At 53.9% G+C, this 18,234-nt stretch carries 12 protein-coding genes; 7 read left to right on the top strand and 5 right to left on the bottom strand.

Annotated features, from left to right (window positions below; translation table 11 throughout):
- Positions 1 to 2: 2 nt before the first annotated feature.
- The gene (gene acs / locus IPQ00_15250; GenBank protein MBL0241919.1) at positions 3 to 1,955 is read right to left on the bottom strand and encodes an acetate--CoA ligase; all 1,953 of its coding nucleotides are present in this window, start codon (positions 1,953 to 1,955) and stop codon (positions 3 to 5) included.
- Positions 1,956 to 2,204: 249 nt separating this feature from the next.
- On the opposite strand from acs, the gene IPQ00_15245 reads away from it, so the two are divergent.
- The 3 genes from IPQ00_15245 to IPQ00_15235 all read left to right on the top strand — a co-directional run bounded on the left by IPQ00_15245 (position 2,205) and on the right by IPQ00_15235 (position 6,594).
- Complete coding sequence (locus IPQ00_15245; GenBank protein ID MBL0241918.1) at positions 2,205 to 3,716, top strand: xylose ABC transporter ATP-binding protein; 1,512 nt, start codon at positions 2,205 to 2,207, stop codon at positions 3,714 to 3,716.
- Between the two features lie 100 nt (positions 3,717 to 3,816).
- Positions 3,817 to 4,962 carry a sugar ABC transporter permease gene (locus IPQ00_15240; protein MBL0241917.1) on the top strand — a complete coding sequence of 382 codons (1,146 nt, stop codon included), beginning with the start codon at positions 3,817 to 3,819 and terminating at the stop codon, positions 4,960 to 4,962.
- A gap of 237 nt (positions 4,963 to 5,199) precedes the next feature.
- Positions 5,200 to 6,594: a tyrosine phenol-lyase gene (locus tag IPQ00_15235; protein ID MBL0241916.1), complete on the top strand. Its 1,395-nt coding sequence runs from the start codon at positions 5,200 to 5,202 to the stop codon at positions 6,592 to 6,594.
- A gap of 17 nt (positions 6,595 to 6,611) precedes the next feature.
- Here IPQ00_15235 and moaA read toward each other — a convergent pair whose 3' ends face one another.
- From moaA to IPQ00_15215, 4 genes are all read right to left on the bottom strand, one after another.
- On the bottom strand, positions 6,612 to 7,601 hold the full coding sequence (gene moaA, locus IPQ00_15230) for a GTP 3',8-cyclase MoaA (GenBank protein ID MBL0241915.1): 990 nt from the start codon (positions 7,599 to 7,601) through the stop codon (positions 6,612 to 6,614).
- A 37-nt stretch (positions 7,602 to 7,638) separates the two neighbouring features.
- The gene (locus tag IPQ00_15225; protein ID MBL0241914.1) at positions 7,639 to 8,343 is read right to left on the bottom strand and encodes a hypothetical protein; all 705 of its coding nucleotides are present in this window, start codon (positions 8,341 to 8,343) and stop codon (positions 7,639 to 7,641) included.
- Between the two features lie 27 nt (positions 8,344 to 8,370).
- Positions 8,371 to 9,288, bottom strand: a complete 918-nt coding sequence (gene queG, locus IPQ00_15220; GenBank protein ID MBL0241913.1) for a tRNA epoxyqueuosine(34) reductase QueG — start codon at positions 9,286 to 9,288, stop codon at positions 8,371 to 8,373.
- Between the two features lie 92 nt (positions 9,289 to 9,380).
- The gene (locus tag IPQ00_15215) at positions 9,381 to 13,151 is read right to left on the bottom strand and encodes a TonB-dependent receptor (GenBank protein ID MBL0241912.1); all 3,771 of its coding nucleotides are present in this window, start codon (positions 13,149 to 13,151) and stop codon (positions 9,381 to 9,383) included.
- Between the two features lie 422 nt (positions 13,152 to 13,573).
- On the opposite strand from IPQ00_15215, the gene IPQ00_15210 reads away from it, so the two are divergent.
- From IPQ00_15210 to IPQ00_15195, 4 genes are all read left to right on the top strand, one after another.
- Positions 13,574 to 14,533, top strand: a complete 960-nt coding sequence (locus tag IPQ00_15210) for an MBL fold metallo-hydrolase (protein MBL0241911.1) — start codon at positions 13,574 to 13,576, stop codon at positions 14,531 to 14,533.
- Positions 14,534 to 14,642: 109 nt separating this feature from the next.
- A complete protein-coding gene (locus IPQ00_15205) occupies positions 14,643 to 15,689 on the top strand; it encodes a PD40 domain-containing protein (protein ID MBL0241910.1) in 1,047 nt (348 codons plus the stop codon).
- A gap of 35 nt (positions 15,690 to 15,724) precedes the next feature.
- Complete coding sequence (locus IPQ00_15200; protein ID MBL0241909.1) at positions 15,725 to 16,324, top strand: hypothetical protein; 600 nt, start codon at positions 15,725 to 15,727, stop codon at positions 16,322 to 16,324.
- Positions 16,321 to 18,204 (top strand): M28 family peptidase, encoded by a 1,884-nt coding sequence (locus tag IPQ00_15195; GenBank protein MBL0241908.1) that lies wholly within the window; start codon positions 16,321 to 16,323, stop codon positions 18,202 to 18,204. The genes IPQ00_15200 and IPQ00_15195 overlap by 4 nt, the downstream gene beginning before the upstream one ends.
- Positions 18,205 to 18,234 lie beyond the last annotated feature (30 nt).

The raw sequence follows: 18,234 nt of genomic DNA, 5'->3' as shown, positions 1-18,234 counted from the left end.
GTTTATTCCTCATCCTCGCGGAGCTTTTCGAGCACCGAGATGTCTTCGAGCGTGGTGACATCGCCGGCGACCACACCGCCGGCAGCAAGCTCGCGCAATAGCCGGCGCATTATCTTGCCTGAGCGTGTTTTTGGCAGCATATCCGTAAAGCGGATATCGTCGGGCCGGGCAAGCGCTCCGATCTCGTGAGTGACGTGAGCCCGGAGAATATTCTTGAGTTCGTCGTCGCCCGTGCGGCCGCCCTCGAGCGTGACAAATGCCGAAATAGCCTGTCCCTTGATCTCGTCCGGTCGCCCAACGACCGCTGCCTCGGCCACAAACTCGTGTGAAACAAGGGCTGATTCGATCTCGGCGGTGCCGAGTCGATGGCCGCTGACATTGATCACATCATCGACACGGCCCATTATCCAGTAGTAACCGTGCTCGTCGCGGCGGGCACCGTCACCGGCAAAATACTTGCCGGGGATCTCAGACCAGTATGCCTGCTTATACCTTTCGTCGTCGCCCCAAAGTGTGCGGAGCATCGCCGGCCAGGGATGCGTAACCACGAGATAGCCACCGTCGTTTGGTCCAACCGGTTTGCCGGATTTGGTGACGATATCGACCAGGATCCCCGGTATCGGCCTCGTGGCCGTACCCGGCACAGTTGGTGTCGCCCCGGGCAACGGGCTGATCATTATCGCCCCGGTCTCAGTCTGCCACCAGGTGTCGACGATCGGACATTTTCCCTTGCCGATCACCTTGTGATACCACATCCACGCCTCGGGGTTGATCGGTTCGCCGACACTGCCGAGCAGACGCAGAGATGAGAGGTCGTGGCGTAGAGGATACTGTTCACCCCACTTTATAAACGCACGGATCGCGGTGGGCGCAGTGTAGAGGATGTTGATCTTGTGGCGGTCGATCATATCCCAAAAGCGATCGTAATCGGGGTAATTCGGCGCGCCCTCGTACATAAAGACCGTTGCTCCATTGGCAAGCGGGCCGTAAACCACGTAGCTGTGGCCGGTCACCCAGCCGATATCGGCCGTGCACCAAAAGATATCATTGTCCTTTAGGTCAAAAACGAGCTTTGTCGTGTAGGCGGTCTGCGTCAGATAGCCGCCCGTCGTGTGCAGAATGCCCTTGGGTTTGCCAGTCGTACCCGAGGTGTAAAGAACAAATAGTGGATGTTCTGAGTCAAGTTCCTCTGCAGGACACGGAATGCCGACGGTCTTGGTGAGTTCGTGCCACCAATGATCGCGGCCCGGCACCATATGAACCTTGGACTGTGTCCGCTGAAAAACTATTACGTCCTCTACGATCGGGCACTGTGCGACAGCCTCGTCAACGATCTCTTTGAGCTTGATCTCACTACCGCGACGATAACCTCCGTCAGCCGTAACTATCAGTTTACAGCCGCCGTCATTGACGCGATCGCGAATGGCATCGGCTGAGAACCCGCCGAAAATAACCAGATGCGTCGCTCCGATGCGGGCACACGCCAGCATCGCCACAGTCAGTGCCGGAATAAGCGGCATATAGATAGCGACACGGTCACCGGTCTTGACGCCCAGACTCTTGAGGACGTTGGCAAACCGCGAAACCTCTTGGTGCAGCTGTAGATAAGTGATGGTCTTGACCTCACCGGTCTCGCCCTCCCAGATGATCGCGGCCTTGTTTCGCCGCCACGTCGTCAGATGGCGATCGAGGCAATTGTAAGTAATATTGATCTTACCGCCGGAGAACCATTTGGCGTGCGGTTCCTGCCAGTCGAGCACGGTGTCCCACTTGCGAAACCAATGCAAATCCTCGGCTTGTTTTGCCCAAAAGCCTTCCGGGTCGGCCGCGGCCGCGGCATAAAGCTTCTCGTATTCATCAAAGCTCTTGACGTGAGCATCAGCCGCGAAATCAGCCGGCGGCGGAAAGAGCCTCGATTCGCTCGACATTGACGTTATAGATGGTTGTTCAGACATAATCTTATAATAAGTGAACGAATGTAATTATAATGTATCGGCCGATCAGTACCAATGCTGTCGCCGTGTGACATAAAACTCTATTGGGTCAGTTCTGCCTGTGGCGGTCTACTTTTGCAATATTTCGGGCGGTCATTTGGCCAGGTTGAACTTCGGTAGTATTTGCGTTTTGGAATCCTCCGGTAAGCGCGTAAAATCGGCAAAGAAAATCCGTTAAACGGCTTAAGACGAGATCGTCCTTCCTAAGTTATGCACCTGCTTGAAATGCGTTCGATCGTCAAGGAATTTCCGGGCGTCAGGGCACTGGACGGCGTGAGCTTTACGCTAAATACCGGCGAGTTTCACTCGCTCGTGGGCGAGAATGGTGCGGGCAAATCGACCTTGATGAAGGTGCTCTCGGGAGTGTATCCAACTGGTACTTACGATGGCGATATCCTGATCGATGACCGCGTGCGTGAATTTAAGGGCATTCGCGACTCGGAAACTGCAGGCGTCTCAATCATCTTTCAGGAACTGTCGCTGGTCAAAGAACTAACGGTCGGCGAGAACATCTTTTTGGGCAAAGAGCCTTCGCGATTTGGTGTTATCAACTGGACCGAGTTGTACCACAAGGCCTCAAATCTGCTCCGCGAACTCAATCTCGACATCGATCCGCGTGTAAAGGTCGGCAATCTTGGCATCGGGCAACAGCAACTCGTCGAGATCGCCAAGGCACTCTCAAAAGATGCACGAATACTGGTACTTGACGAACCGACCGCCGCTCTGACGGAATCTGAGGTCGGAACCCTTTTTCACATTCTAGAAAAGCTGCGCGACCGCGGCGTTGGGATGATCTACATCTCGCACAAATTGGACGAGGTTTTTCGCCTCAGCGACCGAGTCACAGTGCTCCGCGACGGTAAAACTGTGGGCACACACGCCACTGCCGATCTGACCAAGGACAAGGTCATCTCGGCGATGGTCGGTCGCGAGGTCGGTGATATTTTCCCCAAGCCCGAACACGAATTTGGCGAGATGGCACTGGAGGTCCGGGGTTTGAATGTCTTCTCGATCGATCGGCCGGATAAGGCTCTGGTCAAGGACGTTTCGTTTGCCGTCCGTAAGGGTGAGGTGCTCGGGATCGCCGGTTTGATGGGTGCGGGACGATCTGAGTTGCTGATGGCAATATTCGGCGCTTGGAAGGGTGTGTATAGCCGCGAAATATTAGCCGCCGGTCGCCCGATAGCGATCAATTCGCCCGCGGACGCGATCGCTCACGGCATCGGATTTGTCACGGAGGACCGAAAGCGTTTTGGCTTGATACTGGAGCAGACGATACTCGACAATATGACGCTCGCGGGTCTCAAATCGATCTCGGGCCGATTTGTGTGTAACCGTACGCGGGAGACGATCGCTGCCGGCGGTCCGATGAAGAGTCTCAGGATCAAGGCAAATTCCACATTGACGGTCGCCGGCACGCTGTCGGGCGGCAATCAGCAAAAAGTCGTGTTGGGTAAGTGGCTCTTGACCAATCCCAAAATTTTATTTCTCGACGAACCGACACGGGGCATTGATGTCGGAGCAAAACAAGAGATCTATGCGGAGATCAACCGGCTTGCCAAAGATGGTATGGCGATCGTGCTGGTCTCGTCGGAGTTGCCCGAGGTGCTTGGGCTATCGGACCGTGTGATGGTGCTGCACGAGGGCCGTATAACCGGCGAATTTACGCGCAGCGAAGCCACACCCGAAAAAGTAATGGCGGCCGCGACGGGTTCGAATTGATGCAATATTGACCGCAACTGCATTTAGACCACAGATCACACGGCACGCGCGGATACTAAGGTTATTTATAAAGTAGCTCTGCTCGATCAGAAAGAAACAAATGGACGAAACCATCAAATCTCGAATAAATACGGCATCGCTCCGAGCGTATGTGATGATCGCGGTGCTGGGGCTGATCTGGGCATATTTTCATTGGGCGACCGACTCCATCTTCCTGACGCCACGCAATCTTTCCAATCTGATGACGCAGATGTCGGTGACCGGCATTTTGTCGGTCGGGATGCTGATGGTGATCGTCTCGGGGAACATCGATCTGTCGGTCGGGTCGGTGCTCGGGTTTGCCGGAGGAATGGCGGCGTGGGCTCTGGCCGCCGGATATAGTCTGCCGACGGCGATAGCACTTGCGATCGCGGTCTGTGTCGTCATCGGACTAGTGCACGGCGTATTGGCGGCATACCTCAATATTCCGGCCTTTATTGTCACACTCGGCGGCCTGCTCGCTTGGCGCGGTGCCGTCAAGATGCTTTTGAGCGGCAATACGATCCCGATCTCTGACGAGTCGTTCAAGGCGATCGGCCAGAGCTATGTCGGCTCCGGATTCGGGTGGATACTGGCTGCACTAGCAATCGCGTTCGTGCTGTTGATGGCCGTTCAGCGGGCTCGCTCGGTCAAAACGTATGGCCTCGGCGAGGCAAATTACGGCTCCGAACTGATCAAATCGATCCTTCCGATAAGCGCGATAATCGCTTTTATTTGGGTGATGAACTCGTACGAGGGCAAAGGCGTCCCGATCCCGGTCCTGATATTTGTCGTGGTTGCACTCTTCGGAGCGTTTATGACCACCTCCACGACGTTTGGGCGATATCTTTACGCCATTGGCGGCAACGCCGACGCGGCCCGACTCTCGGGTATCGACAACCGCCGCAATGTGCTGAAGGTGTATATGATACTCGGTGCACTCACGGGCCTGGCGGCACTGATATTTGCAGGACGAGTGGGCAGTGCGACGCCCGATGCCGGCACACTGAAAGAACTCGATGCCATCGCCGCCTGCGTCATCGGTGGCGCCTCGCTGGTCGGCGGACGCGGCACGATATTTGGAGCTTGCCTCGGCGCTCTGATAATGGCGAGCCTCGATAACGGGATGTCGCTACTCAACGTACGCGATTTTATGCAGGACATCATCAAGGGTTCCATACTGGTGGCTGCGGTTGGCCTGGATATGGCCGGCCGGAAACAAGGCTGATCGGCCCGGGCTGTGATGCCGGTCACTTTTCTCTAAAAAATAAGAGAGCATAATCAAAGTATTTTTCGGCGCGGTTGAAAGTTGATCGGGGCAATGTCGGGATCACGCAGATCCCGTCTGTCGTGTTGCGCGTGTCGAATGGTCGAAACGTCCTCGACCGATATCAAGCGACCTTACCGAAAGTAGATCTAAGTTCCGAAATAAGGAGTACTGAATCAGATGTCACCGAATACATTAATGACCATTGGCCAGCAGTTTAGCCGACGATCGTGGGCCGAACCCTGGAAGATCAAGATGGTCGAGCCGCTCAATATGATCACCCGCGAAGATCGCGAAAAAGCCTTGACCGAGGCGGGCTACAACACCTTTTTGCTGCGGTCTGACGACGTGTACATTGACCTTTTGACCGACAGCGGTACCGGTGCGATGAGTGATCGGCAGTGGGCCGGAATGATGCTCGGGGACGAAGCATACGCCGGTAGCCGCAACTTTTATCATCTCGACGACGCGATACAGAAATATTACGGCTACAAATATATCGTCCCGACGCATCAGGGCCGCGGGGCCGAACATCTGATCAGTCAGGTCGCGATCAAAAAGGGCCAGTATGTCCCCGGCAATATGTACTTTACGACCACGCGGCTACATCAGGAGTTAGCCGGCGGCATCTTTGCCGACGTCATCATCGACGAAGCACACGACCCCGAGATACTGCACAAATTTAAGGGGAATATCGACCTAGACAAACTCGACGCACTTATCAAGCGCGAGGGTGCTGAGAATATCGCGTATGTCAGCGTCGCCGGAACGGTAAATATGGCCGGCGGTCAACCGGTGAGTATGGAAAACATCCGGGCGGTGCGAGCACTCGCTGACCGCTACGGTATCAAGGTATATCTCGACGCCACGCGCCTTGTCGAAAACTCATTCTTTATACAGGAACGCGAAGACGGTTACGAAAACAAGTCGATCGCCGAGATCCTGCTGGAATTTTGCTCTTACACCGACGGTGCCTGGATGAGTGCCAAAAAAGACAGTCTCGTCAATATTGGCGGCTGGCTGGCCATCAACGACCACGAAATGTTTGAAGAGCTGAGAAATCTCGTCGTTGTTTATGAAGGGCTGCATACCTACGGCGGCCTCGCCGGCCGCGACCTCGAGGCGATGGCGATCGGTATCGCCGAAAGCGTGCAGGACGAACATATCCATTCGCGTATCGGTCAGGTGCGTTATCTTGGCGAACTGCTGACGACGTGGGGCATCCCGATCGTCCATCCGGTCGGCGGCCACGCGATATTTCTGGACGCCAAGGCATTTTATCCGCATCTTGATCAGATCAAGTTTCCGGCGCAAACGCTGGCCGCCGAACTCTATCTCGACTCCGGGATCCGCTCGATGGAACGCGGTATCGCAAGCGCCGGACGCAACGCTAAGACCGGCGACCACAATTTCCCCAAACTCGAACTAACGCGCCTGACCATCCCGCGTCGCGTATATACACAGGCCCATATGGATGTCGTTGCCGAATCAGTCCGCGCAGCATTTGAGATCCGTGACCAGACGACCGGGCTGAAGATGGTCTACGAGCCGAAGTATTTGAGGTTCTTTCAGGCGAGGTTTGAGCGATTGTAGGCCGGACTGAATGGGTATTAGCCGCCGATAAAGCTCATCGTGCGTGATGGTTGGACAAAGTCCGCGTCGTTTATGTAATGACGCGGTTCTTTTTTTAAGACTACATCTTCGATAAAGGCAATGATCTCGGATCGCGAGGCACCGCTACGGAGCACATCTCGGAGGTTATGTTCGATATTTGAGAAAAGACAGGTACGGATCTGGCCGTCGGCCGTTAGGCGAATTCGTGAGCAGGCACCACAGAACATCTCGGTCACCGGAGCGATGATCCCGATCTCGCCGGGCGAGCCGTCGGCAAACTCATATTTCCAGGCGGTCTCGCTTCCACGCGACGCACCTTTTAATTTCAATGGGTAGACGGCGTTGATCGTGTCGTAGATCTCGCGGCCCGGGACGACCATTTCACGGCTCCACTCGTGACCGCTATCGAGCGGCATAAACTCGATGAATCGCATCGAGATCGCATTTTCACGGGCAAATCGGGCAAAGTCGACAAACTCATCGTCATTATGCCCGCGGATGACAGCGGCATTGATCTTGATCGGATCAAAGCCCGTTTGCCGTGCCGCCTCGATCGCGTCAAAGACCTTGTCGATACCGTCGACGCCGGTCATTTTGGCAAATTTATCGCGGTCGAGACTATCCAGACTGATCGTTACACGATCGACACCTGCCTTTCGCAGATCGGCGGCGTGTGCCGGAAAAATGAACCCGTTGGTAGTGATCGCGAGATCCTTGAGTTGCGGCTTAAGAGCGGCGATGCCCGCCGCAAGGTTGGAAACGTCCTTTCGCACAAGCGGTTCTCCGCCGGTGAGCCTTATCTTCTCGATGCCGAGCGAAACGAATATTTCGGCTAAGTACGTTGTTTCTTCAAAGGTCAGTAACGTATCTTTTCGAGCCATCGGCGGTTCGCCGTTCGGCAGGCAGTAAAAGCACCTGAAGTTGCACCGGTCGGTCACCGAAATACGAAGGTCACGGATGACCCGATTGTAAGCATCGCGAAGCATTAAATTAATGATACAGGATAGTCCGGCGAATTTCGCTCTACCTGAACGCTTCGCCTATCGTAGCAAGCTGCGAGATGACCTTTGCACGGTCCGCCGCGGTGACCTTTGACAAGATCACACGCATTTCCGCGATCCTTTTGGCAAGTTCGTCCCGCCCCGCCTTGTCGTCCGGGCCCACATAGTTTCCCTTTTTGCCGTTTAGGTCTTCGACTATGTAGTCAAGCTCCTCGATGATCTCGGCCAGAGCCTTTTTAGCACTCTTTCCGTTAGGGTAGAAACTCAAATATTGGGCGAGTGTGACGCGGTTAGTGTAGATGTAGCAGTTTATATCGCCCTCACATTCACCCGGCAAAGGGTTTTCGGCGGCGGCCCAAGCAATGTCGTCGGCGATCGGCAGTGCCTTGTACTTATTTCGCAAATTCCAAAAAAGGTCTGACCGCACCAACCACTGACCGGCAGGTTCGCTGTAAACGATATCCTTGCGGTTGGCCTTTATAAAGCTCTTATGCGGTTGGCGATCAATTTTTTCCACCGGAATTTTTGCCAATGAATCGCGGAGACGCAGTAGCCGTTTGAATTCAGCATCCGCGGTCCTTGCCTGTGTCCTTACGGGCGTCGGCAAAGGCTTTGCCAAAGTCGATAATGCTGCCGAATCGGCTCGAGCCGATATCAAAGCACCGGAGACGGCGAATACAAATGCCCCGATCATAATAGTTGGCAATAAGTAGCTACTTCTCTTCATATATGGGTTTTGCGGCACGTGTGGTGCTCATTTGTTGAGATAATTTGCGTTACGCTGCAGGCCGCCCAATTTTGCACGCTTGACAGCCGAGCGACGAAATCGCTCGACATATGCCTCGTGGTCCATTTCGATGACCGCATCCGGATCGAGCGACGTTTGGCCTAGTCGTGGTTCAAATCGTGCCTCGGACGTCTGCTTTTCAAATCGATTCCAAGGGCATACGTCCTGACATATGTCACAGCCGTAGATCCAACCCTCGAGATTTTGCGCAATATTCGGCGGCAGCGATTCACCACGATGCTCGATCGTCGCGTATGAGATGCATTTGGCCGAATCGACGATGTACGGTTCGACGATCGCCGACGTCGGGCAGGCATCGAGGCAGGCCGTGCAAGTGCCGCAATGATCTTCGACCTGTACGGCGTCGTATTCGAGATCGAGATCGAGGATCAGTTCGCCGATAAAGACCCACGAACCAAGGTCGCGAGTTATTACATTAGAGTGTTTGCCCTGCCACCCGAGTCCCGCCCGGACGGCCCAGGCCTTGTCCATCATCGGCGAGATATCGACGCAGGCCTTACCGTCCGCATCCGGGACCTCGGTCCTTATGAGTTCGAGCATAGTCCGGAGTGCGGCTCCGACCACGTCGTGATAATCGTCTCCCCACGCGTACCGCGAGATCTTTCCAGGAGACGTATGCCGGTGATCGGTATAGTAATTTTTGAGTACGACGACGACCGACCGTGCTGCCGGGAAGATCTCACGAGGATCTGTGCGGCGTTGCGGATCGCGGGCTATCCAGGCCATTTCGGCGTGGTGTCCGGCGTCGAGCCAGAGCTTGAACCGCTCGGTCTCATCGTCGAGGTACATTGCCGGGACGATGCCAACCTTGTCAAAGCCGGCGTCGAGAGCAAACTGCCTTATCTTTTCGGAAATCGACATCATCAATAGATTACCCGAGCAAAACGTATCGACGCAAAAATGCGGCCGGATATTCGTCGAATATCCGGCCGCAAGTCTTGATCAGATCCGGTGGCTTAGAAGTTGAGCTTCAGGCCAAACTGGAACTGCCGCGGGTCAAATGCGGACGTTGAGTTGCTGAGGTATTTACCACCCTTCTTCTGGCCGACAGAGTTGACGACCTGATAGAACGGGTTCGATGCCGCCTCGTTAAAGCGGTTGAACAAGTTAAAGCCCTCGGCAATGAGGTCCAGACTGACACGTTCGCCAATGCGGATCTTCTTGGTGAGACGTGCGTCAACCGAGAAGTAATTGCGGGTGATACCCATATTACGTCCCAGATTGCCGCTCATCGGGAAGACGCCCTGGAAGCAGTTCGCGTCAACACCGGTCGCACAGAGCGAACCGTCGGTCCTAACGGTCGGACGCTCGTTCGTGCTCTGGAAATCGCCGTTCGCATCGCCCACTGCCAGAATGTTGAAGGGACGGCCTGAACCGTATTCGACGATCGGAGCAAACGAAAATCCGTGCAAAAACCGCTTGAAGCCACCATCTGATCTCCAGCTATCCGGAGCACCGATAACACCGCTGAATACGAATCGGTGACGCTGATCGAACAGCGAATCCGAACGTTCCGCACGGAAATTGTTATTATCCTGCGGTTTAAGAAGCGTCTGCAGATCCGACGAATCGTCGATCGAGTGTGACCAGGTATAGGTCGCAAAGAACTGAACGTTGCTTGAAAATCGCTTTTTCAATTCGATGTTCAAGGCATTGTATGACGAGTTGCCATCCGAAAGCTGGGCATTGACGTCAGCATACGGATTGATCGGACCCGCAGAGCGGAGCGATCCGGCAAGCTGAGCGTCGAGCACTGCCTTGGTAACTGCTCCGCCGGTGACGGCCGCGGCAAAGAAGTAGTTCGGGCCGAGGCGGCGGAAGAAGTTAGCAACGATCGGGCTGACGATCCTAAGTCCGGTCGTGTTATTGACTGCGATCAGTCCCGGAATGACGACCGTGTAAAGAGCGTTGGAGGTCGTCGGCATTGAGAAGAACGCAGCTTCAGAAAGGTTTGACGGAGCACGTCCGTTCGGTCCGCAAGGGCCGCCGCAAGCGAGCGGATTATTTGCGGTGTAACGGCGGAAGTTATCAGTCAAGGCCTGTAGATTCACCTGATTGACGTCCTGCGGGTGGGCAAGGTGACGTGAATTGACGGTGATGTAACTGGCTGAGAGCGACATATCCTTGCCGATCTGTTGTTCAATAGCAAGGTTGCCCTGCATCGCGTACGGATACTCAAAGTCCTTTGACACGTGCAGTGTGAACGGCAAGATCGGTCCGAAACCGGTAAAGGTGCTCGGATTGAAACGCATATAACCCGGGAGATACTGAGCCGAACCGGCAAGGCCAGGCGTGCAGTTGGTTCCCGGCGATGCACCCGCAAAGTTACAAGGAATCAGGGTTCCGTGCATTACCTGAAATGCGTTGAACAAGCCGAGTGGCGACGGACCGCCGATCGGCAGAAGTGTCGCCTGCTGCTGCTGTGAACCGTCAGCAACGTTCGAGTTGAAGGATACTACGAGCAGTGGGTGATCGTAGAACATACCACCGGCAGCACGGATGACAGTCTTGCCGTTTCCGCGGACATCCCACGCTGCACCGATTCGCGGTGCGATGTTGTTACGGTCACGCGGGAATCCCTGCGTGATGTTGAGAGCATCCTGGGCCACCTGCACATCTTCCTGCGTCAAGGTAATGCCGGTCAGCGGATCGCGGAATGCACTCGGGGCAAACTCATCGGTCAGCTCGATGTCGTAACGGACACCGTAGTTAAAGGTAACGCGGCGGCTGAGCTTCCAGGTATCCTGGATGAACATACCGATCGGTTTATTTTTGATCGAGCTGTTCGGGTCACCAAAACCCTGAATGAACACACTCGGAAAACCAAGACCGTATGCCTGGATCGCGGTCAATGCGGGCCCCGTGCATCCTGTGATGAGCGTGCTGCACGACTGCTGGCTGAAGTTGAAAAGTGCGGGGAAGTTCAGCTCAAAGCTGGCACGTCCACCCACGTAGTTCATATCAACTCCGAATTTGACGATGTGGTTCTTAGGTGCCCAGGTCATATTGTCGCGAAGCTGGTAACGATTTTCGCGACGAGTGACCGGCGAGAACGGATTGGACCCGATAAAGCCGGTTCCGGCGATCTGGAGAGCTACACTCGGAACCTGCGAGTCAAATTTGGCGTCGCGGCGGCCGAAGTTGAAGTAGAACTCATTGATCAGATTTTTCGGCATTATGCTGGTGATCGATGCACCAAACGACATATCCTTTAGGTCCTGAATACCCGTTCTTGAGTAGTCATTCTGTCCGAGCGTCTGATTCTGCGACTCGTCCTGAATACCATTGATCCGGCTCGGGTTGTAGCCGACGCGGATCGAAAGCTGATTGTTATCATTGAGGACCTGATCGTAGCGTCCCGAATAATAGGTTGTACCCTCCGAGATAGGGAAGATACGCCGCAACTGATTCAACGGACGAAACGCAACAAATTCGCCGCCCGCGTTCCGTGTTAAGGGAACCGGGGCACCTGAAAGGAAAAAGCGGTTGCCGACAGGCTGTCCCGCCGGGATCGCACCACCCGCACTGATCAATGTGCTGCCGCCGTTGAGAGCGGTCTGGGTGCCGGCCGAGGTCAGATAAGCATAGCTGACGGCTTGGCTGATATTAGCCGGAATACCGGTTGCGATCAGGCCCTGGACGTAACCGACCTGTGCCGCCGTCATACCGTTAAAGGTCTGTGTAAAAGGCAGGATCGGAGCACCGATCGTCACGCTTGAGGTTGCACCGCCGACGATATCGCCGGTAAAGAAACCGGATTCCTGACGGCGACGCTGTTCGAAAGCAATAAAGAAGAATGCCTTTTCGCGAGCGATCGGACCGCCGAGGGTCGCTCCATATTGGGCACGCGTATAGCCGGGCTTTTTGCTCGGATCATTATCGATCAGCGGGGCAAATGCGTTCTTGGACTGGATGCTCTTGTCACGGATAAATCCGAAAACGTTACCGTGAAAATCATTGCTGCCACGTTTGGTGACAACGTTGACGATACCGCCTGTCGCACGTCCAAATTCAGGCATATACGAGTTTGTCGTAACCTGATATTCCTGAACCGCCTCTTGCGAAACGGTCGAGCGCGCGGCGTTGATCGAGTTGTCGGTAAAATCGGCTCCATCGACCTGGACCAGCGTCGAGCGACCGCGTTGGCCGCCGATGTTGAGACCCGATGTCGGCGCCGGACCGACCGCACGGCCGTTATCACGGCCAACCGTCGAAAGCGTCAAGGCAAAACCGGTTGCACTGCGTTCGTTGATCGGCAAGTTGTTGATGCGCGCCTGATCGATAGTGTTCGAGACGGTCGTGCGTGTTGTTTCGACCAATTGAACATCATCACCCGACACATTAACGACAATGTCCTGGCCACCGATCTCAAGCTTGATCGAAAGTGCAGCACTCTGACCGACGGTAAGTCGGACGGGAGAGATGACTACTTTCTTGAAGTTAGATGCCTGTGCGGAAATCTCATATGCTCCCGGCGTCAGACCGATGAACTGGTAATCGCCATCGGGTCCTGAAACGACGGTACGTGCGGCATTTGTGCCAATATTCTTAGCTGTAACGGTTGCACCGGCGACGACGGCGCCACTCGGGTCGGTCACCGTTCCAGAAAGGTCGGCAGCGGTTGCCTGTGCTTGAGCCATTGCAGACGCTGTAAACACCAGCAATGCAGCTGTAAATACCACGAGACGTGATAACGCTGCCGCCGCGTTTGACGGTAATGATCTCATTGATTTTATCTCCTTAAACTCTTGATACATTTGAATTTCTGCCGGCAATTGCTGTTGCTGTCGCAAAATGGGGGAAAGTCGGATACCCCGTTTATTTGGGCCGGATCTGTGATCGGACTCAAGACTGAACTATAAAACGATTGCGGTCAGATAATTGCAAAGAAAAGATTAGCTTTGAAATTTTTAACCCAAAAACCGAATTTAGGCAAGTAAAAACGTGATGTTTTTGTTATTTTAACCGTTTCAATTTTGGCTTAAGCGAATTTTAGCATATACCGTCGATCGAATAGTGTTGTGCGGACAACTATTATTGGGTTGTAAAAGTATATAAATGCTCGCTCGATAGATCCTGACAACAGGCGCCTGACGCTGTATTTTGCGATCGTTTCGTGCTATTCGTGTAACGTGCTGCGTTAATTTATATGAAGATAATTCCACTGTCGATCCCAACCCCGTTCTATGTAGGTGATGTCAATGTTTACCTGATCAAAGAAGATCCGGTGACGCTGATCGACGTCGGGCCTAAAACGCCGGCTGCATCCAAAGCCTTGCGCGAAAAGCTTGCACAGCACGGCATCAAGTTTTCGGATGTCAGACGGATCGTTTTGACCCACGCCCATGAGGACCACTGTGGACTTACCAAGCAAGTTCGCGACGAATCCAAGAACGCCGAGGTCTTGATACACGAATGGGAGACCGGACACCTTTTTGGGCGCCTTGCCCATCAGGAGCACCGTGACCTTATGCATCGTTCTGGCGTGCCTGATTCGGTGTTTCTGGAAATGCAGAGCCTGTACGAAGAAATTAGTCTTTTGACCGATTCCCTGGCGGATGGCGAATATCGACCACTGCTTGACGATGCGGAACTCGAATTTGACGGCGGTGTGTTGCGGGTACTTCACACGCCGGGCCACACGCCGGGTTCGTGCTCATTTGTCCGTGAGGCCGACCGGACGCTGATCTGCGGCGATTGCGTCATCAAGCGGATCACGCCCAACCCCATCTTGTCGCCGCATCCACTCGACCCGACACAGCGGTTCCAGTCGTTGGGTGAGTACCTTGTTTCGCTTGCACGCCTGCGCAGCTTTTCGCCTACATTGGCCTACGGCGGCCACGGAGAGCCGGTGACCGATTTCGAAGAGATATTTAACCGCTACGTTCGGGCGATCGACGAACGCCAACGACGCGTAATCTCACTTGTGCCCAAAACGGGCACGACCGCATTCGACGTTGCCCGCGAACTGTTTCCCGACTCTTTCGATCACGACGTTCACCGTTTTTTGGCGATCTCAGAGTCGATCGCTCATCTTGACTATGCTCATTCCGAGGGCAAGATCGCACTCGAGATCAGCGGCGGCATTGAGCATTACCGGCCGAATTGACCATCGATTAGGCAATTACGCGCGTGACCTCACAAAAGGCCGGTAGTTTGCCAGCTTTGAGGTCACGCGATGTGCCAAATTAGCTAATTTAATGGTATATTTCTTATATATGAAGTTCTATGCTCTTTTTCTCGTAATCGTTGTTTTGGCATTTGTAAATGTTGGGGCACAGCAAAACTCGCTGGCTTTTGAGGGCGAAAAGCACTTGAAAAACATTAAGCAACTCACCTTCGGCGGTGAGAATGCCGAGGCGTATTTTTCGTATGACGGCAAACAGCTGATCTTTCAGTCAAAGCGGGACAACCTCGGCTGCGACCAGATCTTTAAGATGAACATCGACGGCTCGAACGTTAAGATGGTCTCGAATGGCGAGGGTCGTACGACCTGCTCTTATTTTCTTAAGGGCAACAAAAAGATCCTGTACGCATCGACCCACGGCGGAAAGAAAGAGTGTCCGCCAAACCCGGATTTTTCGACCGGTTACGTTTGGGCAGTTTATCCGGATTACGATATTTACACATCAACGATCGACGGCAAGAAAATCACCAAACTTACCGACTCGCCGGGTTACGACGCCGAAGCAACCGTAAGCCCCAATGGCAAGAAGATCGTATTTACATCAGAGCGTGACGGTGACCTTGATCTCTACTCGATGGACGTCAACGGCAAAAATATTAAACGCCTGACGGACGCCATCGGTTATGACGGCGGTGCGTTCTATTCGCCGGATGGCAAATCGATAGTTTATCGACGCTCGACCCAAGATACACCGGAACAGATCAAGACGTACAAGAGTCTGCTGGCCCAGCACCTGATAGTTCCCACTGCGTTTGAGCTCTGGGTGATGAATGCCGATGGAACCAATAAACGCCAGATCACCAGACTGGGTGCGGGTTCGTTTGCACCATTTTTTACGCCGGACGGTAAGCGGATCATCTTTTGTACAAATCATTTCGCGACAGACCCGCGAAAACGTAACTTTGACCTGGCGTTGATCAATCTCGATGGTACCGGTCTTGAGCGTGTCACCTATAACGAGACGTTCGACGGCTTTCCGATGTTTTCACCGGATGGCAAGAAGTTGGTTTTTGCTTCGAACCGCAACGATGCCAAGGTGGGGGACACGAATGTGTTCATCGCTGACTGGGTAGAATAGTTCCGGGCGAAAGCCCCGGACAATAAAAATTTGATATGAAACGAAGCGTTCTATTTGATATGAAAAAACAGATCGTCTTCGTTTCATTTTTTTTATTCGCGGTCATCACCGTTGCGGCCCAGTCGCCGAACAAGGCCGTTGAGAGCATACGCAAGACTTACTCCGATATCGCTGAAAAAGCTCGCCTCGCCGAGACCGACGGCGAACAAGCAGAAACCGGACAACTTGTGATGAACGAGTTGTCGATCAACAGCCGCGGCCATCAGTGGCGGGCTGTCGGGATCTACGGACAAACCTTCAAGTTCTATTACAAGGGCGGCGACAGTGAGGCTCATCTATATCCTGACGAACTCGTGATGGTCAAGGCCGAACGCAAATCGTCGATCCGCGTCTATCACGACGAATATCTATTTGACGGCTTAGGTCGTCTCATCTTCTATTTTCAAAAAGCTGAAAACGACGAAGCTCTCCCGGCGGAACGCCGCATATACTTTGACGCGGGTCGGGCCGTTCGCGTAATCGAAGACGGTAACACGCGGGATAAACTGTCGGCCGCTGACCTCAGATCGGCGCGTGAGGCACAGGCGGCAGCGGCAAAGCTCCGTGACGTTTTCCTTAGGACGATCAATTTATGAAAAGGCATTTATTCGGACTATTTTTAGTTTTAACACTAGTCTGCAGCGTCGCGGGCCAAAAGGCTCAGGCGGTCAAGACCGATGTTATCGATGCAAATCTGCGCAAACACGTAGGCTATCTCGCCTCTGACAAACTCGAAGGCCGACGAACGGGTGAGCCCGGGGCGACCGTTGCGGCCGGCTATGTGACAAATCAGTTCGCGGCATTAAAACTCAAACCCGGCTTTAAGACGGCGACCGGAAAGACGAACTTTATGCAGCCCTTTCAATACGTTACGGGCGTTGAGATGGGCAGAACGGGCAATGAATTTACATTAGAATTAACACAAAAGGACGGCAAGCGGATCAAGGTCGAAAATCTTGTGCCCGCCCGGCCCGTCGGTTTTTCACCTAACGGTAGCTCGCCGGCGGTGAGCGTGGTCTTTGCCGGATTCGGCATCACGTCCGCCGAACTGAAATACGATGATTACAAACCGAACGGTGTCGATGTGGACGTCAAGGGCAAGATCGTCATTGTTTTCGACGGCAATCCGGATAATGACAATCCGCAGAGCGCGTTCGGCCGAATGAACCCGCTCACCAAGGCATTGATCGCCAAGGATCACGGGGCGGTCGGTATGCTTATCATCTCACGCGAGTCGAAGTTTGAGGACGACAAGTTAACCCAGCTCAAGTACGACCAAACCACCGGCGAGGCAGCGATCCCAACGTTTATAATTTCGCGAAACACTGCCGAAAACATACTCGGCGTCAGTGCTGACGAACTCAAGACTATCGAGGGCTTGACCGCGATGCGCAAGGATACGTCGGTTAAGGTCAACGTAAAGATCCCGGACACGCGTCCGATGGTGAGCTACAAGGTAAATCTTGTAAAAAAGACATCGCCCGCCTACAACATAATCGGAGTGCTGCCCGGCACTGATCCGGTGCTGAAGGGCGAGTACATTATCATTGGAGCTCACTACGACCATCTCGGACGTGGCGGGCAGGGCAGTCTGGCTCCAAACTCAATGGAGGTCCACCACGGAGCGGACGACAACGCGTCGGGGACATCCGCATTGCTAGAGCTAGCTCGGCAATTCTCGGCGGTTAAGAAAAATAAACGGACGATCATCTTTATGTCCTTCAGTGGTGAAGAAGAGGGTTTGCTGGGGTCTAAATTCTACGCAAATAATCCAGTATATCCGCTTGATAAATCGGTCGCGATGTTTAATCTGGATATGGTCGGACGATTGAATGAGGGCAAGCTTAATGTTGGCGGTATGGGCTCGGCCAGTGAATGGAACGACCTCGTTAAGAAGCATAACGAGATGCTGTCGGATGCGGCAAGCGGAGTCGGCGGCAAATTTAATCTCGTGTTGAGTGACGACGGTTACGGGCCGTCGGACCACGCTTCATTTTACGGTAAGAAGGTGCCGGTATTATTCTTTTTTACCGGCACGCATCTCGACTATCACAAGCCTTCGGATACGGCCGACAAGATCAATTATGCAGGTATCAAACGCATCAACACATTCGTCGCCGACCTGGTGAATGCGGTCGATCAGAATGCGGTGCGGCCGACATACACGGTCGCCAAATCGGCAGCAGCACCGGGCGGCGGCCGCGGCGGCATTTCGATCACGCTCGGCACGATCCCCGGGTACGGTGATAGCGACGACGGAATGGTTGTCGACGGTATTCGCGACAATTCCCCGGCATCGGCCGCCGGCATCAAAACGGGCGACAAGATCGTCAAGCTTAACGGCCGCGACGTACGTAACACGCAGGACTATATGTTCGTGATGGGTACGATGAAGGCCGGTGAAGTTTACGATGTCGTGGTGAAGCGCGGCGACGAGACCGTTCCGCTCAAGATCACACCTGTCAAACGGCAGTAAGACGGCATTTTAAGAACCTTATTGAAAACG

Source organism: Chloracidobacterium sp., assembly GCA_016720705.1.
Taxonomy (GTDB): Bacteria; Acidobacteriota; Blastocatellia; order Pyrinomonadales; family Pyrinomonadaceae; genus OLB17.
This window is presented reverse-complemented; position numbering and strand designations above follow the sequence as displayed.